The sequence below is a fragment of the Psychromicrobium silvestre genome (genome assembly GCF_013408295.1).
Classification (GTDB): Bacteria; Actinomycetota; Actinomycetes; order Actinomycetales; family Micrococcaceae; genus Renibacterium; species Renibacterium silvestre.
In genome coordinates, this window is record NZ_JACBYQ010000002.1 from 216,110 (window position 1) to 240,952 (window position 24,843).

A 24,843-nucleotide genomic window follows, 5' to 3' on the forward strand; every position below is an offset into this window, starting at 1 on the left:
ACCAGTGTAGGAGACTCCTGAACAAGAAAAACGGGCTTGATCACCCTGCTGCATAGGCGCCATGGTGCTCCAAAGCCGGTAGTAAAGATAACCAACAGAGTAGGTATGGGTCTCTACTTTTCCATACGGGTACCACCTTTTCACTTGAATTAGTCCGTTTGTGCAGCTCGATACACCACCGCCCTCCGGTCGGTACCAAACAGAAGCGCAAGATGGCGAGTACCTAAGATCCACGCCTAAAGCGATGGTGTAGGCACCAGTACTGCAACCGGATCCCTGCGGGTCCTTTCCGGCACAGCTATCGAGATAGCAATTACCGGCGGCGCTGGCACTTTGAGCAGTAATTAGCCCAAAGCCTCCCGCCGCCAGAAGAACTCCCAAAATCGCTAATAATTTCTTCAAAACACACTTCCTTCATTCTATTACATTTTAGACATAAAATTTAACCGCAAACATTTGTATATAGTCAATAAGATATTCAAAACAAAAGCATCAAAGGCGGTCAAGTAAAACTCGGCCCAAATACGACCTGGGAAATTAGTATGAAAACAATACCGGCCTGGTATCAAACAATCCGCTCTTGACGTTAATTGGCGACCAATAATTTATCGTTCCACCAATTTGAAGTGGAACCATAACGGTCCAGGACCCCCGGACATAATTTCCAACGTAGTTGGTTACATACTTGTAGACATTGTTGGGGTGGACAACTTTTACTTGAGCCGGAAGGTCACCGTTTCCAGTAACCGGCCGAAGCCACGAAGCCGCACAGCTAGGGGAACATCTAATTTCCCTCCCCAAAAATAACCAATGGTATACGCACCCACGCTGCACCCAGAGGACTGGGGATCTTTTCCCTTACAGCTATCAAAGTAACAATTCCCCGCAGCAGCCGCCGTTGGCACGGCGGTAAGTCCAAAGCTCCCTGCGGCAACGATGATTCTAAAGCTTGCGATTAACTTCTTCCACATAGTCCGACTCCTCACATAAAGAACAAACTAGTAACCTTCTGATCATGCCAGGTCCGTGGGGCTTCTAGGCGAGTTATGATTGGAAGTTTTCTTGGAAGTAACTGGAAGTTTTTACCCTTTGCCGATTTCCCACTCAAAACTTCGAAGACTTCCGTTAGATTTAGAAAGAAGGCCCAAGATTACGATGCGAGTGGCTGAGCAGGACCTAGACAACCGCGGACCACCAACCGGGGCTCATAACAATAAATTTTCAGAACAAGCTTATAAGGAGTACGAACACGCGAGTCAGCGGATTTAGAGGCTAGGGAACCTAGCTAATAGATTTTGTAGGTCTGTCTCCCCCTGCAACGGAGGGAGCGCCTCGGCAAGCAACTTCATCACGTTCGACTGAACGTCACCGCAACAATCACAACTCGAATAAGTGCCAATACTGCAGTGGATACCTTGTAGCAATGGACTGATTCTCAACAAAATCGTATTGTTAGAAGTCGATGTACTCCTAGCACCACCATTTAAACCAAACTATAAAATAGCCTCTTACGCAAGGACAGTCGTAGCCGATAATCTGGTCAAAGCAGCTCAGCGCTTCATCAATAACTATCACCTATCAGACGCCTAAGCGGGTAACGTGTTGAACCAACCGGAGTAGACAGGGCCAGCATACTGATCTTGGATTCTGACCAAATCATTGGCTCCCATCGGGGCCATATTCGTCCACAAACAGTTCTTTCCGCTGGATCCCCAACCCTCATTCACAATGTAGTAGTCACCAAATGCATGTTTGATCTCAAAAGTAACCGGCGTACTCACACAAAAACTATTCCTCACCCAAACCGCGCCACAGGTAGGCGAATAGCGAATCTCATCTGTACTATACCCACTAGCGGTCCCAGGTGCCTGAGTTCTCACCTGCCCGATGGTTCTTGCGTCAGCACTACAACCAGCGATCTGAGGATCCTTTGCCTGACAAAGGCCTGCGGAACAAGTTGCAGCAGTAGCCGGCGAAGCCACTGCCAACGAACCAAGAATTATCGAAATAACTCCAAGTATAGAGAATATAAAACGACCTGATCTTGATCCTAAAGATTTTTTCATTATAAAAATATCTCCTTCCGAGAATTAGTATCGACTTTCGTCGAAATAATACTGGTGCGAAGCGAATAGAAATAGATCCTATATTTCTCTGCAGGAAAGATTCTCTACACAGAAACTCCACCAACTCCAACGAGCCTGTAAAACTATCTAGACCTCCCTCCTTATTAACAATTCTGGATACCATCGAATTACGCTCCAAAGCGAGCGTCTCGACTCCGAGGACGATAGGTGAGAACATATAGCATTCAAGGCACTATTAGTTATATACTAAACTATTCTTTAATGCCGCCCGACACCTCGAAACGAGAATTAGGAGCGCAGAGGATGGTCCCAGTGGTCAACTCCTACAATATATCCATCCCTTCCCTCCACTTTATACCTTGCCCTCAATTTATAAGCTCCGGGTTGCGCTAAGCATTTGTAGTGTGATTTTGGCGGAATATTATACATAACCATATGATTGTCGAAGTGGATGGGATCAATCAGTGCAACTCTCGGAATTGGTCTCGATCCCTGAAGTTTGCTCAACTCAAGATACCTATATGCCAAGTCAGCAACTTTCCGCTGGCGCTTCAAACCCTCTATCGGCGTCCCAATTCCGGCAACAAGCCATCCAAGTATTATCAGGCTTGAAGTTATTATCAATCCCGGGCCAGTCAGACGAAAAATTAGTTCCAAAAAAATACCAGAAATCAGAAAGATTGTAAAAATAAATAGACCGGAAACGAATACTCTGGGTCTAGCCAGAAACTCCGCGGCCTCGACCCCTATTCTTGGTTCCCAAACATCCGTTATCTGTCTGTGTAGTTTTTTATTTCGATTGAAAATCAACCTTCTCATTTCCCGCCTTCACCTCCGGAGCAGCTGTGAATAAACGCGGGAAGGTCGATGCCATACCCCCCGGCCCCAAAGAGACCCGAGCCAAGATCCCAGCCTGTTTTCATACTGTTCCCGCCTTCTCCTAGCAATGCTGTCCCACCCCAGGATGCAGCACCGCCGAAACCGAAGCTTGCAGCACCCAAAGCGGCTCCCGCACAAGGGATCAAATCTTGATCACCGCTCATTAAGTGACCAACACAAGTACCTGCGTCAAGTGCGGTCGATGCTGCTCCGGCCCAAAGCCCAACTGCCCCGGCGACCTCGCCGACAGCCACAGCCGATTCGCTAATTGCAAGACCAGCGGCTCCGGCGATCTCTATGCCCAGCCCCACTCCAGTCGCAGCTAGAGCTACACCACCAATGATCGCTCCGGCGATCCCAACACCTATCCCTACGTTTTTCCAAGTCTCTCCCGACCACGAGCCCGGATTCCACCAGTCATCCAGTCCCATCGGATCCACCATGTTCAGGGGATTATTCCCGGCATACGCGAACCATTGCAACGTCTTAGTGAAGGCAGGGTCGTGGCTGATGAACTGTGTGGTCGCTGGATCTAAGTACCGGGCTCGGAAGTAAACAAATCCGGTCTCAGTGTCTGAGTAGCCGCCCGCATACTGCAGCGGAGTGGATGCAGTACCGGTGTGACCGCTGACCTTGCCATAGGCGTCATAGCTGTAACCGCATGTGACGCTACCCGTCGAGTCGGTCAATGCCCTGATAGAACCGATCTGATCAACAAAGTAGAACATCACTGCCCCACCGGTCACCTGCTCAATAGCTTGACCATTCGCCCCATAGATGAAGTTGCTCGCGCCGCTCGACAGCAGATCTGGCACCTGAGCATCGTCCCAGGTAAATTGTGTCGTCACCGCACCCACTGTCTTGCTGGCACGCAGTCCCGCTGCGTCATAGGTGTAAGAACTTGAGACTCCGGCAACGGTTGCCGCCTTCAAACGATCTACTCCGTCATAGCTATAGTTAGCAGCTCCGGCAGCGGTACGGTTGCCGTCCACGTCATAGGAATAGCTCGTTGCACCGCTCGGTACCGTGCTACAGGACGGCGTAGTAACCACTGTGGTAGAAGACCAGCACAGACTGTTTGCGGCGTCGAAGGCCTGAGTGCCGTTCCGAACTTTAGAAGCATTGTGTGCTGCGTCGTAGGTATAAGAACTCACGGTGCTGCCGGTGGTTTCCGAGGTCACTTCGTTAACCGAGCTATATCCATAAGTCTTTGCCACGCCGGGCAATCCCGTCGGCGTCTGTCCGGTCAACTGGTTCATGTTATCCCGGCCGTAGCTCAACGACGCCAGGGTAGTACTGCCCTTAACCAGAGAAGCAGAGGCCAATTGAGCTGCGTTATCGTAGTTGCTGTTGACCGTCGTTCCGTTGGGATAGCTCAACGATTTGACCTGGCTGTTCTCGTTATAGCTATAGCTGCTCTTGTTTCCGGCAAAATCTGTCACCGTAGCGAGCCGACTCGCGTCGTCATAGGTTTCTAACACCGCGGTCGCCTGCCCCGGGTACGTCACCGAGGTTTGGTTCCCGCCGTCGTCATAACCGTAAGCAACCCGCGCGCCTGCACCGTTGGTGTGTGAAGTCAGTTCGCCATAGTTGTCATAAGCCCAAGAGCTCGTGCCAGTGCCATCCGTCAGGGTGAGCTGCTTCCCGTTTGCGTCATAGCTCAGCGCGGTGACGTCCGGAGTGGCATCCGAGTAATCCAGTGAGATCATCCTCCCAGCCGAGTCGTAGCTGTAGGTGGCCACAACCCCCTTTGCGCTCGTGGAGCTGCTCTTCAACCCGACTGGATCAAGCACCGTCTTACTCACTTTGCCGTTGGCATCTGTAACTGAGATCTGTCGGTCCTGCCCGTCGTAGCCGTAGACCGTGTGCTTACCTAAGCCGTCCACTGTCTCAGCAACTTTGCCGGTCGCGGAGTAAATCGTACTCGTGCTGTTGTTGTCTGCGGTCTTTATCAGCACTGGCTGACCTGCCGCATCAAAGGTAGTCGTGGTTACATGGTTATTCGCATCAGTCGAGGAGGTCTGATTTCCATTCGCATCGAACCCGGCCGCGGACTTATGATTCAGCGCATCAGTGGTGGCGGTTATGTGCCCCCAAGCATCGTGCCCGTAGATTGCGCAGCCCTTCGCGGGTGGGGTACAGGCTGCAGTGACGCCAGCCGCCACGCCAGCTGGGGACACCGTAGAGGTGACCCATCCGGTGTTGGTGTTATAGCCCATCAGCGAAGTGTCCCCGACCGGATCCTTACGGCTAGTAGTGTTCCCAAAAGCGTCATAACTCTGCGTCGAGGTTTTGCCACGTGGATCAGTGGTCGATGTTAGCTCACCCGGATGTGCTGCATCCGAATAACCAAAGCTTGTCGTCCGGTGGTCAGCGCTCGTCCCGGTCCCGGTGTTAGGACCCCCACTTGGATTACCGGTTTCGGCATCCTGCACAATCTCGTTCACCGTTACCGAAGAAGGAACCCCAGCCACCGTATATGAGGTGCTGGTCTGCAGCCCCGTAGGAGAAATGCTTTGTGTCTGGTGACCGGCGTCGTCAAACGCCATAGCAGTGGTGTTGCCTGCCGCATCCGAAGCCGAGACTCGGTTACCGTGATCGTCATAGGAGTATGTCTGTGTGTGACCATCCGGATCAACAGCGGTGCTGACACCGAGAGTGATCGGATCGTAAGTGTATTTCCAAGTTCCAGCCACGGAAGACCCGTAACCTTTGGTCTCTGAGGTCAGGAGACCGTTGGTGTCATAACTATCCAGAGTCTTGTGTCCACCGGGGTCTGTGATCAGCGTCTGACCGGTGATGAGCCCGACTGTCGAGTTCGGACCGTAGCTGAAAGTGGTGACCCTACCCAGTGGATCAGTTTGGCTGGTCACCCTTTCGACACTGTCGTAAACCATAGAAGTAACCGGAGTAGGAGTCGTGGTTTTCCCATAATTCGCAGGAGTCCTCATGGAGTTCATCAAGTGCGCCGTCGTATATCCAAATTGCGCATGATCGGCATCATTTTTGGTGGTCCCAGAACGAGTAGTACCGACACCGTAGACATCGGTCAGGTTTCCTGACGCATCGTAGACGTAGTCGATCTGCCGACTTGCTGAGTCCTTGACACTGGTGATGTGGGCTCCAGACCAGGTGAAGGTATAGCTCCGATTCGAGGGATCAACAACGGTGCTGAGATGCCCGGAAGCATCGTAATTCAGTTTGGTTGAGTAGGTCGGACTTGCCGCGTTGCCTGCCAGATCCGATTCACTAATCAATCGTCCAGTTGCGACGTCGAAGGTGAAGAAGGAATTTCCTCTCCTGGTGTAAGTGTAGTTGCTGCCGTTTTTACTCAGCTTGGCGTCAAATCTCGGAGCCGTTGTGGTGTAGCTACCACCACTGAGTTTGAAACTGACGGCTGAACCGTCTTCCTGCCGCACTGTGACGTTGCCGGAGGCATCGGTAGTCGTCGATAACCCATAAGAGTAGGTCCACCCCCAGCCGAAGGGTCCGTTAACGGCTAAGGTCTTATTCGGACCATTGGGGTCTGCGAGCGCTGAGGCAAAAGTGCGACTCAAGTTGAGCGACACGCCAAATCCAGGCGTACTCAGATCGGTCAGGGTCTCACCGAAATAACCGGTCTGAGTGTTCACTGGGTCACCTGCGGTCCGTGCCACACAACCGCAATTCACAAAGGCAGGGTTCGACCCCTTAGGCGCATCCTGGATTCCAGATGGACCACCGATGGGTGTCCCTGGCGTACCTCCCATCGGAATGAAAGCGACGGCGTCATAGGCCACGTCGTAACCGCTGGGTGTCATATTGCTAGTGTTGTCGAGGCTAACCGAGCCTCCGTTTTGCATGGCAAAGGTGCCAATAGTCGCCCATTGCTCAGAGCCCCAGTCCTGGTTCACTCTGATCTTCCACGGAGCCACTCCTCCGCCCGGGTTGATCGTGTAGACAACATCCGTCGCAGTGGCACCAGTCGCAGGAAAGTGAACTTTGAGCTTGTAGTACTGCAGACTAGGCAGGTTGGGAGTCCAGGTTCCTTTATTAATCACCTGGGGTTCGGAAGCGGGTTGGGTGTGGTCGAAAAGGATGCGTCCACCGAACCCAACACCCAGCTGGTGCATGTCAATCTGCCCGACTTCAACTCCGTTCGCATCCTGTCCGTAGGACATGGTGAAGGTGCCGTTCGAAGTCCAGTTATTCGCCCCGCAGCCAACGATATTGAGCGGTGGCGAGGTCTCATCGTCCACAACAATAGGAGCACCGCCAGGGCCTGAAGGAACGGTTGGACCTAGGTCACATGTGGGTGGGTGTGGATCGGCGTGGCTAGGTTCGGTGCTACCTGCACCGAACTCGTAGGCCGAAGTGGCGCATGAGGTAGCGCAATCACCGATCCATGTGGCGGGTTGGCTCCACCAGCATTCTGAATCCGCGAGCGTGCAATAAGCGCCATTAGCGGCGGTTGGATTGCAGTGATTGCTGCCATCGCACATTGTATTGACCGCTGGCATTTTCAGCCAAGAAGCACCGTGGTAATCAGGCGTGCCGAATCCGTAGTATCCGTAACGGATAATCGGGCTAGCCATCCACCCCAGTACACGTTCCTGATAGGGCCAGTCACCGGGATGCGCCGCATCCGCGTAACTGCTCTGCAGGAATGGTAACCGGTTGGGTGGGTAAGCCGGGTTCTTTGGATTGTTACTCCATCCCATACCCCAGGTGCCATCGGGGCCGGTACAAGTTGCAGATGGTGTGCACCCTGTGGTGTTACCGAAGGCAGCAGTGGGCTGGATACCGGAGTTATACGCCCAAAGTGCAAAATACCAGTTCTCCAACTTAGAAGGGTCCGCGTTGTTGGCTTTGATACCGGATTCATAGAGCTGGTTCCAGGTGTCTTCGAGGATCTGAAGACCTGCGGCAATATTCTCCTGGTAGTCTGCAGCGATCTTCATCTGGCCGTGGTGAGAAATCGATACATCTCCCGCGTGCATACCGGTAGTCACCTGAGCGATGCCATAGCCGCAGTCAGCATTCGGGTAGTCGATCTGATCTATTGAGCCTGCTACCCCGTAATAATTAGCGATCAATGGATCCCCAGGCACTGATGGCAGCGCATGCCATGATGCCTGATTGAAATTAGATTCCTGTGCCAGGATACCGAGCATGACAGATCGCGGCACCGTGGTCTGAGTCGTGCCGCTCGGGTGATCCAAGGGAATCGGAGCGAAATCATCGCTCGGCGAATAGCTCACTAATCCCATATTCTCGAAGTTGGCAGGACGAGCGTAGGTGGAACCCGAGAGTAGGCCTTGCTCAGCCATCTGGGTAGCCCAATTAACTTGTGCGTTCGATGGCTGCATCACCTGCCCTGCCGGGTCCAGTCTTCCGATTGCACAACTAGGAGTGGTGGAGGAAGACGTCGAAGCAGTTGCTGGCGCCATTTTGCTCAACTGCATAGCAAGCGGGGAACTCTTGGAGGCTTCGTTGCTTTTACTCTCCTGAGGGGAAACAGTGTTGTGCTCGCTGATAGGCGGCTGAGACAGCACGTTGGCTGGGACAAAGCCTGCCACCGCGGTAATGACCTTCGTAGCCACCGCGTCAAAGGACCGATCTGCCCGCTGCCCGGTCGCCGTTGCCAAAACCTGCCCAGATACCGGGCTGCCAGCTGTCGTGGGGCTAGGCGAAGCATTGGCATCGCTAGGTTTTGCGGCTGGAGCGTTAAAAATAGCGTCGCCATCCAAGGATGACGACGCAGGAGGCTGCCCCAGAGACGAGGCATCAACAGCCTTCAATCCCGGAGCATTTGCATCTATGCCGCTGATGATATTGACCCCATCGCGGCCACCGAATAGCCGAACCTTAACTGTGGCACCTTGGCCAAAGACCTTAACTCCATTCCCTTCGAAACGAGCCAGCTGCGTTTGATCCGCGTTAGGTGTGACGACGAGGAAGTCCACCGCACCCGTACGAGTGGGACGCAGGTTGAACAAAGCGCCTTTGAGGCTCGCAAGCGGAACGAAAGGCTTTTTCTCAGAACTGACCGCTGGAACTCGAACCAATGAACTCCCCAAAACGCCAACGATATCTTTACCCGTCGGAATGGCAGAAGTTACCTCGCCCTTCACCGTACGCTGCGAGATGATCTTGCCAGTGGCTAGATCTGCCGAGACGAGCCCAGTGAGTTCCTCGTTCGATCCCAAGCTAAGCGAGAAAACCGCCGTATGGCCTGTCCCACATCCCGGGGAGTAATAGCGCAGACCCACACCGCTCACCAACGGAATCACTTTGCCCGTCGCAACTTCCACGGCGTAACCGAAAGCACCATGATCACGCGCATTCTGATAATTAATCGACGCCCCAGCCAGCACCGCCACGGCGATGTACTTCCCATCCCCGGAAAGACACTGGTACCCCGTCCAAGACGAGCTATCCATGCCCTCCGGTTTGATCACGGCAAGAGAACGCCAGGTAAATCCGTCGCTCTCGCGTCCGATCTGCACGTGATAGCCCGCGGAATCACCAAAGGCTCCTACTGCAATATCGCTTGAGCTGGCGGCTTTCTGGCCAAAAAGATCATTTGTCTGAACCGCCACACTCGGAGGAGAAGCCTGCTGCACCGCTGAAGCCGGCGTGGCAACGCTCATCAGCGGTAGAACGGTGGCCAAAGCCAGAAACAACCCGAGCAAAGCTTTCCAGGGAGACCATCGCAACATGAGTGACCTTCTGCGTCAGGACACTCGTTGTCCGACGTCGTGATGAATGACATTGACGACGGAGTTGTCTCCGTCAGATCTCAGAATGTCAGGCGATTCTCACGTTGCCTAGGGGATGCAATTGGAAGTTTTCTTGGAAGTGACTGGAAGTTTTCGGCAAGTACTTCACCGAGACCCTGGAAAGCGGGGGCGCACGACGCCGGTCAATGTCTCCGGCGGCATCAGCACCTCCCGCTTCACCCCAGTCCACTTCGCCTGTCGGCCAGAGGCTGTGTTGTTGGAACTGACAAGGCGCTAGACGGTCTCGACTACCCCGTTAGGCTGGCAATGTGATGAACCAGCCAGAGTAACATAGAGCCAGAGTACTGACCCTTACTTATAACCAAAGCAATGATTCCCATCAGAGCCATGTCGTTCACAAACAATTTTCCCCGCCGGAAGCCCAGTCCCCATTCACAGCGTAGTAACCTGCAGTTTCGCTGCTAGCGATGAGTCAATTAATTCTTGACCGTCAATCTCAATGAAATTCAGTCCCACAACCTTGCCGCCTTATGCTGGCTTTGCGTTATACTATCCGCTCCAGTGACTATCCCCCGCTGGATCACAAGTGAAACGAGCCGTATCACTTGCTTGCATTGGTGCCATTTGGCTCCAATATTTACCATAAAGAACACCGACAAAATTGGTTTCGGTTTCTACTCTTCCCCCGGGGTACCAGCGTCGAACCTGGATATAGGTACTGGTGCAGTTTGTAGTCCCACCACCACTAGGTCTAAACCACACCGCCGAACACGATGATGAGTATCTCAGGTCAATACCTAAAGCGATGGTGTAAGCACCCGTGCTGCAGCCTGAAGAGTGAGGATCTTTGCCCTTACAACTGTCAAGATAACAATTCCCAGTGGCGGTCGCTTCTGGCGCAGCGATAAGCCCAAACCCTCCGGCTGCAATAACGACTCCCAAGCATGCAATTAATTTTTTCCATATAGTTAGACTCCTCATAAATAATACGGTTCACCAACTCTCTAATCATGCCGGAACCTATGAGGTTCTGTGCAGCCTTCGATTGGAAGTTTTACCTAGCGTTTCAGAGAGTGCAAAACTTCGGGAAGTTCGAGTGGTCTTCGAAAGATCATGCGTTCTGAAACAGACCAGACTGTCGGGTTCTTCCCATCTCCTTATCCGGCCTGCAAATTCTTGTCGTGAGGAGGTCCGGTAAGCAGGAATGCGGCTCGTAGCCACCGATTGGACGGTATCGAAATCGAGGGGCACCAGTAGATACCGCTCTGTTGAGACGCAGCGCCGAGAATCCACCCGATTGCTATTGAGGAATACTCCTCGTATAGGTTCGGTCTCAATACTCAGGCGCACGCCGACTCCAACACGAACGGTCGTGAATAAAAGACGTGAGAACCCAGAAACAACCACGTCCTGGTTTAATTTTCCCAGGCAGCGATTTGCCAATAGTTCCTATAATCACCTGGCTTAACTAGCAGCTTCGTACCTAGACTCGACCTGCTCCGTCCATGTGATCAATAGAACGATGTCCCCAGGCAACTTGTACACGAGTGTTACCTGGTGCACTCATCCGTGCGCTGTGATCCGATGCCACTTCTCAAACTGAAGCCACCTACTGTTGTTACCATGGGTAAAATAGCAAAAATTTTCCTCCATATAGAATTCCTCCTAAATTTTAAATAGCACTCAATCAATTAACAACTGCCTACATACGCAGTACCACCACCAACGAGCCCTGTATCCGGAACGCGATGTCCCCAGGCAACAACAACGCAAGTGTTCCCTGGTGCATACACTTGCCGGCTGTGCTCAGATGACACACCTGCCGTTATTGCTTGACCACCCTTCGATGTGCTGGGCACGCTGATTGTCGCCCAATAATTTTGCCCAGCAAGATACCCATATACGTTTACCCAGTTAGTCCCACAGCGCGGTGAATAGACAAGTTCCGCCCGACCCTCTCCTTTTTGAAAATTCCAGGATTGAACGACGTACGCACCTGACACACAACCGGTCGCCACAGGATCAGTGCCGTCGTAGCCAGCCGCACTTGCCGCAGGGGCAGCTGCCAGCCCAAACGTCAAAGCAACTCCAAGCGCTCCCGCGATCGTCAAGATCTTCCTCATTTTGTCGAACTCCTTAGTGATATGGAACTGGGACTTTCGACACTAACAATGCACTTGAGCTTCAAGCCAGGGGCAGGACTGGAAGTTTTTCTGGAAATGATTGGAAGTTTTTACTTTTCGTCAGCTTTTGGTCAGGCCCTCTAAGGTCCCCCAGTAGCATTCAAGAAGGACAAACAACTGAGGCCTGACCCGGGTGCCGGTTGAGAGTACCCTAGCAATGGCATCCGGCGGGGCGGACTATAACCAGAAAACTTCAGGTCAAACTTACGAGGAATATGAATTATGCAGATTAGTCGACGCGCAGCGCTTGGAGTCGCTCCAGCAGCATTTGGAGCCATTTTCCTCAACGTTGGTAGTGCCCATGCCTCCGGAGAGACGAGCACCATCAGTACCGAAATGACTAGCTCCCAAGCAAACGGCGTAAAGATAACCGTTACAGCCGTACCCCAGACCTGTTTTAACCCGGGCTTTACTCGTGCCATAACTTGGCAGCAACCCCTGCGTATTGATTTCTCTGGCAAGATCTCGAAACTAGGTGGCACTAGACTCATAATAAATTTTGACAACAGGGTCGCTCGATGGACCGGAATACCCGCGATCTGGACACACGGTGGCAACCCAGCTGAGGTCAGCAGCCATACTACCGGCACCCCCAACCCCATGATGGATCAATTGCAGATCAATCTCCCAGCCCAGCTCTCTGATATTGCCCCCGGTGCCGCGGCAGCCCAACTGTACTTACCGCTCGATACCTTGCCCCTGTATCCCCTAGATAACATCGCTCCGGTGAATCCCACGAAAATCGAGGTAGAAGCACTTCCAAAATTTTTACTGGTCTGCACAGCAACTATTCCTGAAATCGCCGGAACACCCTGGGGTGCTGAACTATCCGCGGTTTGGGCCAGATTGAATCTCAGCGGTAAAGGATATTCAGTACCGCGGTCCGTACGGATACAGAGTGTCGGCCCGGGTCCCATCCCTGCAGGTACGCTCCTGAAGTTCACTGGAGACAGCGGAGTTGTCGCATCTCTAGACCTGGGCAGCGCGGTTCTCACCGAAACCGGAGCTCCATTCCCCACGGTCATTCGCACTGGGAGTAAGAAACTGCCGAACTCCCTTCATCGCGAGCTAATTCTCAAACAAGATATTCCGGCCAAGACCTCAATCACCCTGAATCTCATCAGCACAACAAATCAGCAAAAACTCTCAGATAGAGATGTATCTTTCGCTACGGTCGAGCTTATCGCCACTAAAGGAAAGAGCGCCCTCGTGAGGCAAACCGGACGCTACTCCCTCTCTAGGGTGACTAGTTCCGGAAAAGCTCAATTGTCCGACTCCCTGATCTCCTAAAAGGACTCATCTCATGGATCTTCAAGTACAGAAATCGCAGCAGTATCTGAATACAACTTACGATTCCGAAACAGGTTTTGTGGCCCTAACGGAAGATGGTCAGACCGGTTGGCCTACCATATTTGGGATCCTGCGCGCGCTGCAGATCGAGCTCGGCATTGCCAGCCCGTCAACGAACTTTGGTCCCGCGACTTCAGCTGCATTCACTTCTAATTTTGGAACTCTCACATCAAGTAACACCACGACACGAGTCACTGCACTTGTTCAGTGCGCGTTCTGGTGCAAGGGATATTACGGAGGACCGACCTTCGGTACTTGGACCGAAGATATCGATGGCGGTATCAGGATGATCCGAGCTGCTCTAGGGTTGTCTTCTGAGCCATCGATTCCCCTCAAACTCATGAGATCCTTGCTAAGCATGGACGCCTACACCCTCCTCCCGGGAGGTACCGACTTCATTCGAGCTGGAGAACAATGGCTCAACGGTCAGTATTTAGAACGTCGTGACTTCGACGTCCTACCCGCTGACGGACTATTTACCCGTTCCGTGCAGGAAGGACTCATGCTCGCTTTGCAATATGAACTAGGCATGGCGGACTACGATGCGACAACGGGGACCGGAGCCACAGGTTCGCTTGGACCCAAAACAAGCTCACTCCTACAGACGCAGGGCAACGTAGCGCCGGGGAGTATAGATTCGGTAAGAAAGTTCGTCTCTCTTTTCCAAATTGCTCTTGCCTTTAATGGCTACAGTGTTAGCGTCACGGGAAGTTTCGATTCAGCTACCGGGTCAGCGGTTCGAGACTTCCAAAGCTTCATGGAGTTGCCTCAGACCGGTATCGGCGACTACCAAACTTGGGCGGCCCTTCTCGTCAGCACCGGGGACCCCAATCGTCCGGCAACCGGCTTAGACACTAATCTGCCGATAACTCAAGAGCGAGCTCTGAGTCTCTACAATTTAGGGTATCGGGTTGCTGGACGATACTTGACTGTGTCGGGAAAGGCTATAGTTCCAGGAGAAATCGAGATCCTGCTCGATGCTGGATTTTCGGTCGCACCTATCTTTCAAAACTACAACAATGACGCCTCTTACTTCACCAAGGACGTCGGAGCTGATCATGGCCTTCAAGCGGCAATCCGGGCGAGGCAACTTGGGTTCAAATCGGACACGATCATCTTCTTCGCCGTCGATTACGATGCTTTCGGTGATGAGATCCTAACGATTGTGGCTGACTACTTCGGTGGGATCAAGGAAAGTCTGGCAAAGTCCCGCAGTAACTCATTCAAGATCGGGGTCTACGGTACCCGGAATGTATGTCAGAAACTCAAGGAGGCTGGCTACGCCGACGCCATCTGGGTGAGCGGGATGTCAACTGGATACAGTGGAAACCTGGGCTTTAAGATGCCCGAAGATTGGATGTACAACCAGATCCAAGAAGTAGGAAGCCTTAATATCGATCGGAATGTGGTCTCCTCGAGGGCTCGGCCTGCAAAAAGAGAGAACATCAATCCGACACCGCTAACAGCAGATAGTGGATTTGTTCCGTTCTACTGGGCGATGGTGAAGGAGGCAGTTCTCGCAGAAGGGGCAACACTCCAGGACCCCGTCCGGGTATCGATTAAGGACGCATCGGAAAATGTCCTTTTTGGGCTTCAAAGAGGGGTTTACGACACCAAAACATGGCTCCTATACACGCCTTTCCCCGAAACTGTTCCCGGGCTCCCCCAAGACACGGCATTTGCACTAGCATCCGCCAGAGGCGGGTACTTTCAGGTTTCCACCCCTGCTTCTGAAGTCATCGGATACGAAGGCGATCTCGCTCACATGGCTGCAACAGCCCAGGGGGTCGTCATTTGGGGCGGAGCGCAAGGGCAGTCCGCAGTAGAGGTAGGAGATCTTGGCGGCTGGGGTCTCGACTTCGTTCAGCTATGGGTAAACTACAAAATTAGTGGTGACGGAATTAGTATTCGAGATTTTGTGCTCAAATATTTAGGCGCTTCGGGCACTGAGGCAGAGTCAATGGGATTTAGCCAGAGTGACATCATTGCAGACGCCGACGGATGGTTGGTTGGCACAGAGATCCGGAATGGCGCACCGATCGACGATGCTGTAAGGAAGACCTTTCTTGAACGGATTCATTGGCCAGACCGACTAGCGTTTTTTACATCCCAACGCTTCGGTCCCACGACGAGGGACACAATGATCACAGCAATTAGTAATATCTTCACAAGTCCGTGGCCTTGGACCGCAGTACCACGGGAGCAATTCCTCAATGGCCAGCCGAATGCAACCAGCACGGAAGCCAATGAATTCGCAATCGCTGCGACTGACAGACTTCTTGCGCTGGCCGCGAGGGACTGAGTTGGAAAGAGCTCAATCGAAACCTGCCAACAAGATTCTCTCGGCGCTCTATGGACTCCTCTTCACGACGCTTTTTGCCGGATATTTTGTCTGGCTTCTGCAAGCGCCAGCCCAGATCTATACCAAGAATTCAGCTACGCCGCTAACAGGATCTGGGCTGCTGATTGGACTCTGCTTTTTAGTCTCTCTACTGTTGCTGATTTTTCTTTGCTGTGCTCGAATCGGAGGAAGTTTCGTACTTCCTTCGTGGGCGATCCTCTTGTGCCTCTTTGCCCAGGGGGCCATTACCGGCGCCCTGTCCCTTTGGTCGTTCGTTTGGTTGAGCTACTCATCAAGTCTTTGGATCTTCGTTAGCGCCTCAGCCCCGTTGATTCCGTTCCTGGTGGTGGCCCTCGCTCTGCTCTTCGCAGCGCTGACAAGAACAAAAGATCTGGCACGACGCCAGCTATACATCAAGCTTGTCTGGATCGTGCCGCCCGCCTTTCTCTTATTCTGGACGGGCGTGGTGGTTCTGATCAGGCTGACCCTCTAACCCCTCACAGCCCCCTCAGTATTCGTCTTCCACCCCAGCGCCGGCGCCACATGCTTAGCGAAAGACTCCAGCACGTGCAGGTTGTACTCCACGCCAAGCTGAGTAGGGATGGTGAGCATCAAGGTATCGGCGGTCATCACAGCGGAGTCTTTGAGCAACTCCTCCACCAGTTGATCCGGCTCCCCCGCGTAGCTCTTACCAAAGGTTGAACGGAAACCATCGATCATTCCCACCTGATCCGAGCTACTGCGCCCGAAGTACAGCCGGTCCTGATCCGTCATCAGTGGAAAAACGCTGCGGCTCACCGAAACTCGAGGATCGCCGTCGTGCCCGGCCTCTCGCCAAGCAGCGCGGTAGCGCTCAATCTGCTCGGTTTGTAACTCGTGGAAGGGAACACCCACATCCTCGGTCAGCAGCGTCGAGGACATCATATTGACCCCCATTTTCCCGGCCCACTCCGCGGTATCCCTGGAGCCGGAACCCCACCAAATCCGCTTCCGCAGACCCGGCGAATGCGGCTCCACCCGCAACAGACCTGAGTGCCCGGCAGCTCGCGGGTCGGTGGGTGCAACGCCTTCACCATCAATGGCCTGCAGGAACAGCTCAAACTTTTCCCGAGCCAGATCAGCCCCACGCGGATCGGAGCTGCCGGTGTAGCCAAAAGCCTCATAACCCCGCAGGGCGGTCTCGGGCGATCCCCGACTCATCCCCAGAGCTAGGCGTCCATCGCTGATCAGATCCAGCGCGGCAGCCTCCTCTGCAAGATAGAGCGGGTTCTCGTAGCGGAGATCGATGACGCCAGTGCCAACCTCGATTCGCTCGGTTTTCGCGGCAATCGCCGAGAGCAGAGGGAACGGCGAGGACTGCTGGGTGGCGAAGTGGTGGACCCTGAAGTACGCACCATTAACGCCTAGTTCATCGGCAGCCACGGAAAGGTCAATCGCTTGATGCAGAGAATCTTTCGCAGTTACCGTCTGAGAACCCTGGCCCGGCCCATAATGTCCGAAGGAGAGAAATCCAAAACCTTTCATGCCGGATAGAACCATACGTTTGCATGCAATATTCCGGATCGAGGCATAAGACTTTCACGCTCGGAACAGGACGCGGCCAATAGATCCCACTACATACGTCAAGTCACCGCGACACTCTCAAAAATGTTGGTGACCCAGGCCACAAAGCACTAAGATAGTTACTCTGCGTAACTAATTGGTACCGGTCACAAAGACAGAAAAAGAAGTTGGCATGACTGCATCGAAACGTAATCAAAACTCACTCTTCCACTCCATCGGCCGCCTCTATCCTTTCCTCAGACCCATCCTTCCCCGACTAATTCTGGGACTACTCAGCGCCCTAGCGGCAAGCATCGTAGCCTTGGCCGTCCCCCAGGTTTACCAAGTGCTGATCAACTCAGCCCTGCATCAGGGTGGTGAGACTAGAAGCGTCTGGATTGCCGCCGTCGTCGTACTGCTACTTGGCATCCTGGAAGCCAGCTTCGTCGCCCTGCGCCGCCAGTTTGTCATCACCCCAGCCACCACGGTGGAAACCAAAATGCGGATCTCCCTTTACCGGCATCTGCAGGATCTGACCGTTTCTTTCCATGACCGCTGGGGCTCCGGACAACTCCTCAGCCGCGCCATGAGTGATCTGAACTTCCTGCGCCGCTGGATGGCTTTTGGCGCCATCATGCTCGTGGTTACCACGCTCACGGTGATCATCGGGCTGGTGCTGATGTTCACCCTCAGCTGGGCCCTAGCCCTGATTTTCATTGTGGCCGGCGTGCCGATTGTTATCTACGGGTTCCGGTTCAACCGCTACTACCGCAAGGTGAGCCGGAGGAGTCAGGACCAGACCGGCGATCTGGCCACCGCCGTTGAAGAATCCGTACACGGCATCCGGGTACTCAAAGCCTTTGGACGCAGCAAGGAAGCCCTGGAGAACTTCAGCGATCAAGCCGAGGAACTTCGTGAAACGGAGATCTCCAAGGCCAAGTCCCTGGCCACCTACTCCCTGGTGATCAGTCTGCTTCCCGAGCTCGCACTCGGCTCCGGCCTAGTGGTGGGTATCCTGCTGGTGGCCAACGGCACGCTCACCGTGGGGGCACTGGTAGCGTTCTTCGCTACCGCGGCAGTGGTCGCCACGCCGGTCGAATTCATGGGGCCGCTAATGGCTATGTCCTTGACCATGAAGACAGCCGTGGAGCGGTTCTACGAAGTGATGGATGCGGAAAACACCATAGTCGATCCCGAGCAGCCCAAGTCCCTCGAACAGGTCCGGGGCAATGTGGAGTTTCACGATGTAGCTTTCCACTACGCCGACGCATCGACAAATATTCTGCACGACATCAACCTAAATATCCGGGCTGGGGAGACCATGGCTCTGGTGGGTATCACTGGTTGCGGAAAATCGACGCTACTACAACTTGTCCCCCGGCTCTACGAAGTCACCGCCGGTGGGATCACGATAGACGGCGTCGATGTGCGGGACCTCCCTATCGAGCGATTGCGGACCCTGGTCTCGGTAGCCTTCGAGGACACCACGCTCTTCTCCTCCTCGGTACGGGACAATGTGCTGCTCGGCACCGGAACCGATTCCGAAGAGGTCCTCAATGAAGCCCTGGACGTCGCCCAAGCCCACTTCGCCTACTCGCTGCCCGACGGCGTCGACACCCTGATCGGGGAGGAAGGCCTCAGTCTCTCCGGCGGCCAGCGACAGCGGGTTGCGCTAGCCCGCGCCATCGCCTCCAAACCTGCTGTGCTGGTATTGGACGACCCACTTTCCGCCCTCGATGTAAACACCGAGGAATTGGTGGAGGCCCGGTTGCGCGAAGTGCTGGCGGACACCACCACGCTGATTGTGGCGCACCGCCCGTCCACAGTAGCGATGGCCGATCGGGTGGCTCTGATGGAGAATGGCTCGATCACCGCGGTGGGCACGCACTCGGAGCTGCTGGCCTCCAATTCTCACTATCGCTACGTACTGGCCAGCCTGAACGAAGAGCCGAAGGATCTAGACAGCGAACTTGAAGACGATGATCGGGACCTGGACGACCTGCAAGGGGTGCAAGTATGAGCATGGGGACAGCCGATGAAGATCGGGTCAAACTTACTACTGCGGATTCGAAGTTCGTCCGGAAACGCTCGCTCAAGCTACTCGGCTCGCTGATCCGGCCGGTCCGTAACCGCTTCATCTACACCATTGTGCTGGTGGTGCTCTCTCAGGCCACCAGGGTGGCCGGGCCGTTGCTGATCGCCTTTGGCATTGACCACGCCCTGCCGCTGATGATCAAGGGCAATCCGCTGACCTTGCTACTCACCGGCGGCGGCTACATCCTCGCCGCCGCACTGACCTCGGTGATGACCGCCGGCTATGTCACCGCCACCGCACAGTTGAGCCAGGCAATGTTGCTGGATCTCCGCCGTCGGGTGTTCCGGCACACCCAACGACTCAGCCTGGAATTCCATGAAAAGTACACCTCCGGTCGGATTATCGCTCGGCAGACCTCCGATTTGGAAGCGCTGCGAGAACTCCTGGATTCCGGAGTCTCCTCGCTAGCTTCTGGCGTTGTCTTTATGCTCTTCACCGCGATCAGTATCTTCGCCCTGGACTGGCAGACCGGCTTGGTGGTGCTGCTCGCGGGCGTGCCGATGTTCTTCCTGGCTCGTTGGTACCAGACCCGCTCCCAGCTGGCCTTCCGAGCTTCCCGCGTGGTTTCGGCGAAGCTGATCGTGCACTTCGTCGAGACCATGACCGGCATTCGCGCAGTCAAGGCTTTCCGCCGCGAGAAGGATAACGGTGCCCGCTACGAGGAACTTGCTGAGGAATACCGCAAGGTTACTGTCCGCTCGATTAACCTCAACGGCATCTTCCAGCCTGGCTTGATCCTGATCGGCAATGTCACCGTGGCCGTGGTGTTGCTGCTGGGTGGCTTCAGGGTGCTCGACGGCGGCCTGGCGGTGGGTGCCTTACTCGCCTTAATCCTCTCCACCAAGCGATTTTTCTCCCCGGTGGATCAAATGGCCATGTTCTACACCTCCTTCCAATCTGCGCAAGCCGCGCTGGAGAAAGTCTCCGGTCTATTAGAGGAAGTTCCTACCGTGCGTCCGCCGAGCGATCCGATTGGGCTACCGAATCCGCGGGGCGAGTTGGCCTTCCGTGGGGTGGAGTTCCGCTACGGTGATGGGCCGGTGGTGCTGCCCCGAATGGACCTGACCATTCCGGCTGGACAGACGGTCGCCGTCGTTGGTCAAACGGGGGCTGGAAAATCTACCCTGGCCAAGCTGGTGGCCCGGTTCTACGATGTCTCCTCGGGTTCGCTAACTCTTGACGGGATCCCCTTGGACCGGCTGTCCACGGAGGATCTACGCCGCGCCGTGGTGATGGTGACCCAGGAAGCCTTCCTGTTCAGCGGCACGGTGGCGGAGAACATCGCGCTCGGTAAACCCTCGGCCAGCCGGGATGAGATTGAAGCTGCCGCTCGCGCAGTCGGCGCGCACGATTTCATCATGGAACTGCCGGAAGGCTACGACACCGATGTGAACAAGCGAGGTGGGCGAGTTTCCTCCGGGCAACGCCAATTGCTCTCCTTCGCCCGAGCCTTCCTGGCTTCACCCACGGTGCTGATCCTGGACGAGGCTACCGCTTCGCTAGATATCCCCTCGGAGCGAGTGGTGCAGCAAGGACTACGCAATCTACTGGGCTCCGTGGCAGGCACTTCCCGGACCGCAATCATCATTGCGCACCGGCTTTCCACCGTGGAAATCGCGGATCGGGTGCTGGTGGTGCACGACGGTCGCATCGTTGAGGACGGCACTCCCGCCGAGTTGATTTCCTCCGGCGGACGCTTCGCCAAGCTGCATGGCGCTTGGGAGGATTCACTGGTTTAGAGGTTTGCGACTCTCCTTGAGCGTTGCGCGTGCCGCCGAGTAGGACTTTCGCAGCCAAACCGCCTCGTTGGGGCCTTGGGGACGATTAATTCCTACCTGGCGGCACGTTTTGCTTCCGCGTTTGAGTGGGGGGCGTGAGTCCGCTATTCTTGAGAGGTTGCTTTCCGGACAAGTTCTGAAAAGTAGCGGGGTGTGGCGCAGCTTGGTAGCGCGCGTCGTTCGGGACGACGAGGCCGCAGGTTCAAATCCTGTCACCCCGACCAGTAGTCATCACGGCGATCCAGCCAATGAGCGTAAGTCGAATGCAGTCTTCAGTCGGCTGCGCATGTAGACCTTGAAGCTTAGACAAAGGCCCCTACACCGGTCATCGCCCTGGCCACGATGAGCGAATTAATCTCATAGGTACCCTCATAGCTGTACAAGATCTCCGCATCTCCGAACAGCTTGGCCATCTCGTAGTCGCTCGTCACCCCATTGCCGCCGAGTAATGCTCTCCCCTTGGCCACCGATTCGCGGGCCAGCCGAGTCGTCGTCGCCTTCGCCATTGCCGCTTGAACCATCTGAGCATCGCCTTGTTCCTGCATCCGAGCGAACTGCAGCATAAGAGCCAAGGAGGCCGAGGCATTACCCAGGATCTCCGAAAGGCTCAATTGGATGAGCTGAAACTTGGCTAGCGGCCGGCCGAACTGGATGCGCTCCAAGGCATAGTCTCGGGCAATATCGAAAGTGCCGAACTGAATCCCGGCAGCCTGCCATCCTACCCAGGCGCGGGAGTCGCGTAGTAACTCATTTGCTGCGGCGAAGTCACTCGCCCCCGGCAGTAGATTCGCCTCCGGGATGCGCACTTGATCCAAGACGATGTGAGCGTTCTGCATAATTCGCAGGCCCATTTTGTGCTCGATCTTGGTAGCGGAGTAGCCAGGGCGATCCGTTTCTACGATGAACCCTTTGATCCGCTGATCAGCAACGTCCCTGGCCCAGACCAGGGCGAAATCTGCGATGGTTCCGGAGCCGATCCAACGCTTAGCACCATTGATCACCCATTCGCCGTCGACCAGTTCCGCCGTCGTCTCCAGACCACCGGCAATATCGGAACCGTGGTCTGGTTCGGTGAGCGCGAACGCACCAAGCTCACGGAAGCTCCGCAGTCCGGGCAGCCAGCGTTCGCGCTGGGCAGCAGAACCCAGGCGATCGATCATTCCGACAATCAGCTCATTATGGATGCCCACCAGAGCGGAGAGCGAAACATCGGCCCTGGCGACTTCAAAGTACATCAGCCCCTTGAAAAGCAGACTGCTACCATCGACCTGCAACTCGCCAAGCCCCAATTCCGCCAGCTCGGGGAGCAGCTCGAAGGGGAATTCCTCGCGATTCCAGAAACCAATGCTTTCGGGCCGCACCCGGCGCTGCAAAAACTCTCGAACCCGCAAGAAACGCTCGTGTTCATCTGCCGGTAGGAGCCCGATCATCCCCATCAGATCTACGTCCGGAATCGCTGCCTTCGCGGTGCTCTGCTGATCCTGCATCTGGGCTCGCTTTCTGCGCCATTCCGGGCGAAGGAGCGTCATCGACCTTTCAAACCCTTGGAAGTCCTAGTATATTGCACAGAGGATGCAGATCACTAAGCGACGAGGAGCGGACATGGGCGTCACCGAGGAATTCCGAGCTATCCGGGATCGGCTTGTTGAGCTTCGCGAGGACTACGAAACGGCGCGTCAGGAGTTCCGCTGGCCGCATTTTGAGGAATTCAACTTCGCTCTCGATTGGTTCGATTCCATCGCTGCCGATCCAACGAAGGGGAGTCGCCCGGCGCTGGTCATCGTAGAACCGGATGGCACCACCACTCGACGCAGCTATCTCGAACTCTCCCAGCGGTCCAACCAGGTGGCCAATTGGTTCCGTGAGCAGGGCGCTCGCCGAGGCGAGAAGATGATCGTCATGCTGGGCAACCGGGTCGAGCTCTGGGAAGTCATGCTGGCCGGAATGAAGCTGGGCCTTGTGCTCATCCCCACCACCACGCAGATGGGTCCGACCGACCTGAGCGACCGAATAGAACGAGGTGAGGCTCGCTGGGCATTGGTAGGAAGCACCGATCTGCCCAAATTCGTTGAGGTGCCGGGCGACTACCGCCTGATCGAGGTCAACGACGGCAATCCGACCTCGGCAGCAGCTTTGCAGTATGGTGACTCCCTCGCCGCCAGCACGGATTTCCAGGCGGAGGTTCCCACCAAGGGCGATGAAACGCTCCTGTTGTACTTCACCTCCGGCACCACCTCGAAGGCCAAATTGGTGGAGCACACTCACACTTCGTACCCGGTGGGGCATCTCTCCACGATTTACTGGATTGGGCTGGAACCCGGGGACGTACATCTCAATGTCGCCTCCCCCGGCTGGGCGAAACACGCCTGGTCAAACATCTTCACTCCCTGGATCGCCGAAGCCTGCGTCTTCATCTACAACTACCAACGTTTCGATGCGAAGGCTCTGATGGCACAGATGGATGCCGAAGGCGTCACTAGCTTCTGCGCCCCGCCCACGGTTTGGCGGCTGCTCATCCAAGCCGATCTCAGCGCCCTGAAGACCCCTCCCCGCAAGGTAGTTTCGGCCGGCGAACCGCTCAATGCAGAGGTTATTGAGCAGGTTCGGCGTGCTTGGGGCCAGACCATCCGGGACGGCTTTGGGCAAACCGAATCCACCGTGCAGATTGCCAACACCCCGGGACAGCCGGTCAAGATTGGTGCGATGGGTAAGCCCTTGCCCGGTTATGACGCCGTACTGGTGGACCCGGCCACCGGCCAAGAAGGTGCGGAAGGCGAGCTCTGCTTGAGGGTGAACGGCTCGGCGCAATACGGTCGCCCGGTCGGCCTGATGAAGGGCTACTACGGCGACGCCGAGAAAACCGACTATGCCTTCCGAGATGGTTACTACCACACCGGTGATATGGCGGAAAAGGACGACGACGGCGTGATCACCTATGTGGGTCGCGGCGACGATGTCTTCAAATCCAGCGACTACCGGCTCAGCCCCTTCGAACTGGAGAGCGTACTTATTGAGCATCCAGCGGTAGCCGAGGCCGCCGTCGTACCCTCCCCTGATCCACTCAAACTTTCGGTACCCAAGGCCTTCGTGGTGCTTGCGCCGGCATACCAGCCCGGGCCGGAGGTGGCCGAGGACATCTTGCGCTATTGTCGGGAACATCTGGCACCCTTCAAGCGAATTCGACGCTTGGAATTTGCCGAATTACCCAAGACTATTTCCGGCAAGATTCGCCGGGTCGAATTGCGCCGAAATGAAGAACTCCGGCACGGTGCCAACCCCGCCTCGGGGCTTGGTGTGGAATACGTGGATACCGACTTTCCAGGCCTAAAGGGAATCGGATGAGTCAAGCGCTCCCCCGAGATCCGATTGCTGAGGCTCAGCGCAACTGGGAACAGCAGGGCTGGCATGAGACGGCCGCTCCAATGTCCGCTATCACCGCGATCATGCGCACCCAGCAGATCCTCTTGCTCCGAATCGAGTCCGTACTGAGTCCGTTCGGGCTAACCTTTGCACGTTATGAACTGCTGGCGCTGCTGGGGTTCTCGAAGCTCGGGAAACTGCCGATGAATAAGGCCAGCGCCTTGCTACAGGTACATCCCACCTCAGTGACCAATGCCGTTGACCGGCTATCCAAGGACAGCCTGGTCCGGCGCACTCCGCATCCAAGCGATGGACGCACAACTCTTATCGCCCTTACCCCCGCTGGCCGCAGCCTGGTCAGAGAAGCGACAACAGCTCTCAACGCGGAGGTCTTTGGCCAGTCCGGCTTCGCCGCCGACGATGTTCAGACCTTGATTCAGGTATTAGCCCGTTTCCGCCAAAAATCCGGCGACTTCACTTCCGACTAAACCCAGTTGTCCCACTGG

Annotated in this window: 13 protein-coding genes, 1 tRNA gene and 1 pseudogene; 9 read left to right on the forward strand and 6 right to left on the reverse strand. The window is 55.1% G+C overall.

All coding sequences use genetic code 11. The annotated features are described in order from the left end of the window. Positions 1–1,586: 1,586 nt before the first annotated feature. The 3 genes from FHU41_RS15505 to FHU41_RS09080 form a co-directional block, all read right to left on the reverse strand. Complete coding sequence (locus FHU41_RS15505; RefSeq protein WP_179389369.1) at positions 1,587–2,066, reverse strand: DUF2690 domain-containing protein; 480 nt, start codon at positions 2,064–2,066, stop codon at positions 1,587–1,589. Between the two features lie 309 nt (positions 2,067–2,375). Continuing rightward, entirely contained in the window at positions 2,376–2,906 is a 531-nt protein-coding gene (locus tag FHU41_RS09075) for a hypothetical protein (protein ID WP_179389370.1), read from the reverse strand. Beyond that, complete coding sequence (locus FHU41_RS09080; protein ID WP_179389371.1) at positions 2,903–9,667, reverse strand: RHS repeat-associated core domain-containing protein; 6,765 nt, start codon at positions 9,665–9,667, stop codon at positions 2,903–2,905. The genes FHU41_RS09075 and FHU41_RS09080 overlap by 4 nt, the downstream gene beginning before the upstream one ends. A gap of 187 nt (positions 9,668–9,854) precedes the next feature. Here FHU41_RS09080 and FHU41_RS15135 point away from each other — a divergent pair. Next, a pseudogene (locus tag FHU41_RS15135) lies at positions 9,855–9,965 on the forward strand (metallophosphoesterase); the annotation flags it as partial. 1,414 nt (positions 9,966–11,379) lie between these two features. Here FHU41_RS15135 and FHU41_RS15510 read toward each other — a convergent pair. After that, on the reverse strand, positions 11,380–11,811 hold the full coding sequence (locus FHU41_RS15510; protein WP_179389372.1) for a DUF2690 domain-containing protein: 432 nt from the start codon (positions 11,809–11,811) through the stop codon (positions 11,380–11,382). Positions 11,812–12,093: 282 nt separating this feature from the next. Here FHU41_RS15510 and FHU41_RS09090 point away from each other — a divergent pair, with 282 nt between their 5' ends. From FHU41_RS09090 to FHU41_RS09100, 3 genes are read left to right on the forward strand one after another with little or no spacing between them, the layout of a single operon-like run. Next, positions 12,094–13,161, forward strand: a complete 1,068-nt coding sequence (locus FHU41_RS09090) for a hypothetical protein (RefSeq protein WP_179389373.1) — start codon at positions 12,094–12,096, stop codon at positions 13,159–13,161. Between the two features lie 13 nt (positions 13,162–13,174). Further along, complete coding sequence (locus FHU41_RS09095) at positions 13,175–15,523, forward strand: glycoside hydrolase domain-containing protein (protein ID WP_179389374.1); 2,349 nt, start codon at positions 13,175–13,177, stop codon at positions 15,521–15,523. Position 15,524: 1 nt separating this feature from the next. Continuing rightward, on the forward strand, positions 15,525–16,055 hold the full coding sequence (locus FHU41_RS09100) for a hypothetical protein (RefSeq protein ID WP_179389375.1): 531 nt from the start codon (positions 15,525–15,527) through the stop codon (positions 16,053–16,055). On the opposite strand, the gene FHU41_RS09105 is transcribed toward FHU41_RS09100, so the two are convergent. Then, positions 16,052–17,086 carry an LLM class flavin-dependent oxidoreductase gene (locus FHU41_RS09105; protein ID WP_179389376.1) on the reverse strand — a complete coding sequence of 345 codons (1,035 nt, stop codon included), beginning with the start codon at positions 17,084–17,086 and terminating at the stop codon, positions 16,052–16,054. The two genes, FHU41_RS09100 and FHU41_RS09105, sit on opposite strands and share 4 nt — an antisense overlap. Positions 17,087–17,297: 211 nt before the next feature. Between FHU41_RS09105 and FHU41_RS09110 the strand changes: the two genes are divergently transcribed. From FHU41_RS09110 to FHU41_RS09120, 3 genes are all read left to right on the forward strand, one after another. Continuing rightward, positions 17,298–19,124 carry an ABC transporter ATP-binding protein gene (locus FHU41_RS09110; protein WP_179389377.1) on the forward strand — a complete coding sequence of 609 codons (1,827 nt, stop codon included), beginning with the start codon at positions 17,298–17,300 and terminating at the stop codon, positions 19,122–19,124. Further along, positions 19,121–20,938 carry an ABC transporter ATP-binding protein gene (locus FHU41_RS09115; RefSeq protein ID WP_179389378.1) on the forward strand — a complete coding sequence of 606 codons (1,818 nt, stop codon included), beginning with the start codon at positions 19,121–19,123 and terminating at the stop codon, positions 20,936–20,938. Before FHU41_RS09110 ends, FHU41_RS09115 begins: the two co-directional genes overlap by 4 nt. Before the next feature lie 186 nt (positions 20,939–21,124). Further along, positions 21,125–21,201: transfer RNA gene (locus FHU41_RS09120), tRNA-Pro, on the forward strand. A 78-nt stretch (positions 21,202–21,279) separates the two neighbouring features. Here the strand turns inward: FHU41_RS09120 and FHU41_RS09125 are convergent. Next, the gene (locus FHU41_RS09125; RefSeq protein ID WP_179390380.1) at positions 21,280–22,464 is read right to left on the reverse strand and encodes an acyl-CoA dehydrogenase family protein; all 1,185 of its coding nucleotides are present in this window, start codon (positions 22,462–22,464) and stop codon (positions 21,280–21,282) included. Positions 22,465–22,579: 115 nt separating this feature from the next. On the opposite strand from FHU41_RS09125, the gene FHU41_RS09130 reads away from it, so the two are divergent. Further along, a complete protein-coding gene (locus FHU41_RS09130; RefSeq protein WP_179390381.1) occupies positions 22,580–24,319 on the forward strand; it encodes an AMP-binding protein in 1,740 nt (579 codons plus the stop codon). Next, entirely contained in the window at positions 24,316–24,825 is a 510-nt protein-coding gene (locus FHU41_RS09135; RefSeq protein WP_179389379.1) for a MarR family winged helix-turn-helix transcriptional regulator, read from the forward strand. The genes FHU41_RS09130 and FHU41_RS09135 overlap by 4 nt, the downstream gene beginning before the upstream one ends. The last annotated feature ends 18 nt before the right edge of the window (positions 24,826–24,843 follow it).

Excerpts from the sequence above, each read along its gene's own strand:
- FHU41_RS09105 (WP_179389376.1), bottom strand. The coding sequence starts at position 17,086 with ATGAAAGGTTTTGGATTTCTCTCCTTCGGACATTATGGGCCGGGCCAG.
- FHU41_RS09130 (WP_179390381.1), top strand. The coding sequence starts at position 22,580 with ATGGGCGTCACCGAGGAATTCCGAGCTATCCGGGATCGGCTTGTTGAG.
- FHU41_RS09080 (WP_179389371.1), bottom strand. The coding sequence starts at position 9,667 with ATGTTGCGATGGTCTCCCTGGAAAGCTTTGCTCGGGTTGTTTCTGGCT.
- FHU41_RS09115 (WP_179389378.1), top strand. The coding sequence starts at position 19,121 with ATGAGCATGGGGACAGCCGATGAAGATCGGGTCAAACTTACTACTGCG.
- FHU41_RS09135 (WP_179389379.1), top strand. The coding sequence starts at position 24,316 with ATGAGTCAAGCGCTCCCCCGAGATCCGATTGCTGAGGCTCAGCGCAAC.
- FHU41_RS09125 (WP_179390380.1), bottom strand. The coding sequence starts at position 22,464 with ATGCAGGATCAGCAGAGCACCGCGAAGGCAGCGATTCCGGACGTAGAT.
- FHU41_RS15510 (WP_179389372.1), bottom strand. The coding sequence starts at position 11,811 with ATGAGGAAGATCTTGACGATCGCGGGAGCGCTTGGAGTTGCTTTGACG.
- FHU41_RS09095 (WP_179389374.1), top strand. The coding sequence starts at position 13,175 with ATGGATCTTCAAGTACAGAAATCGCAGCAGTATCTGAATACAACTTAC.
- FHU41_RS09090 (WP_179389373.1), top strand. The coding sequence starts at position 12,094 with ATGCAGATTAGTCGACGCGCAGCGCTTGGAGTCGCTCCAGCAGCATTT.
- FHU41_RS09075 (WP_179389370.1), bottom strand. The coding sequence starts at position 2,906 with ATGAGAAGGTTGATTTTCAATCGAAATAAAAAACTACACAGACAGATA.
- FHU41_RS09110 (WP_179389377.1), top strand. The coding sequence starts at position 17,298 with ATGACTGCATCGAAACGTAATCAAAACTCACTCTTCCACTCCATCGGC.
- FHU41_RS15505 (WP_179389369.1), bottom strand. The coding sequence starts at position 2,066 with ATGAAAAAATCTTTAGGATCAAGATCAGGTCGTTTTATATTCTCTATA.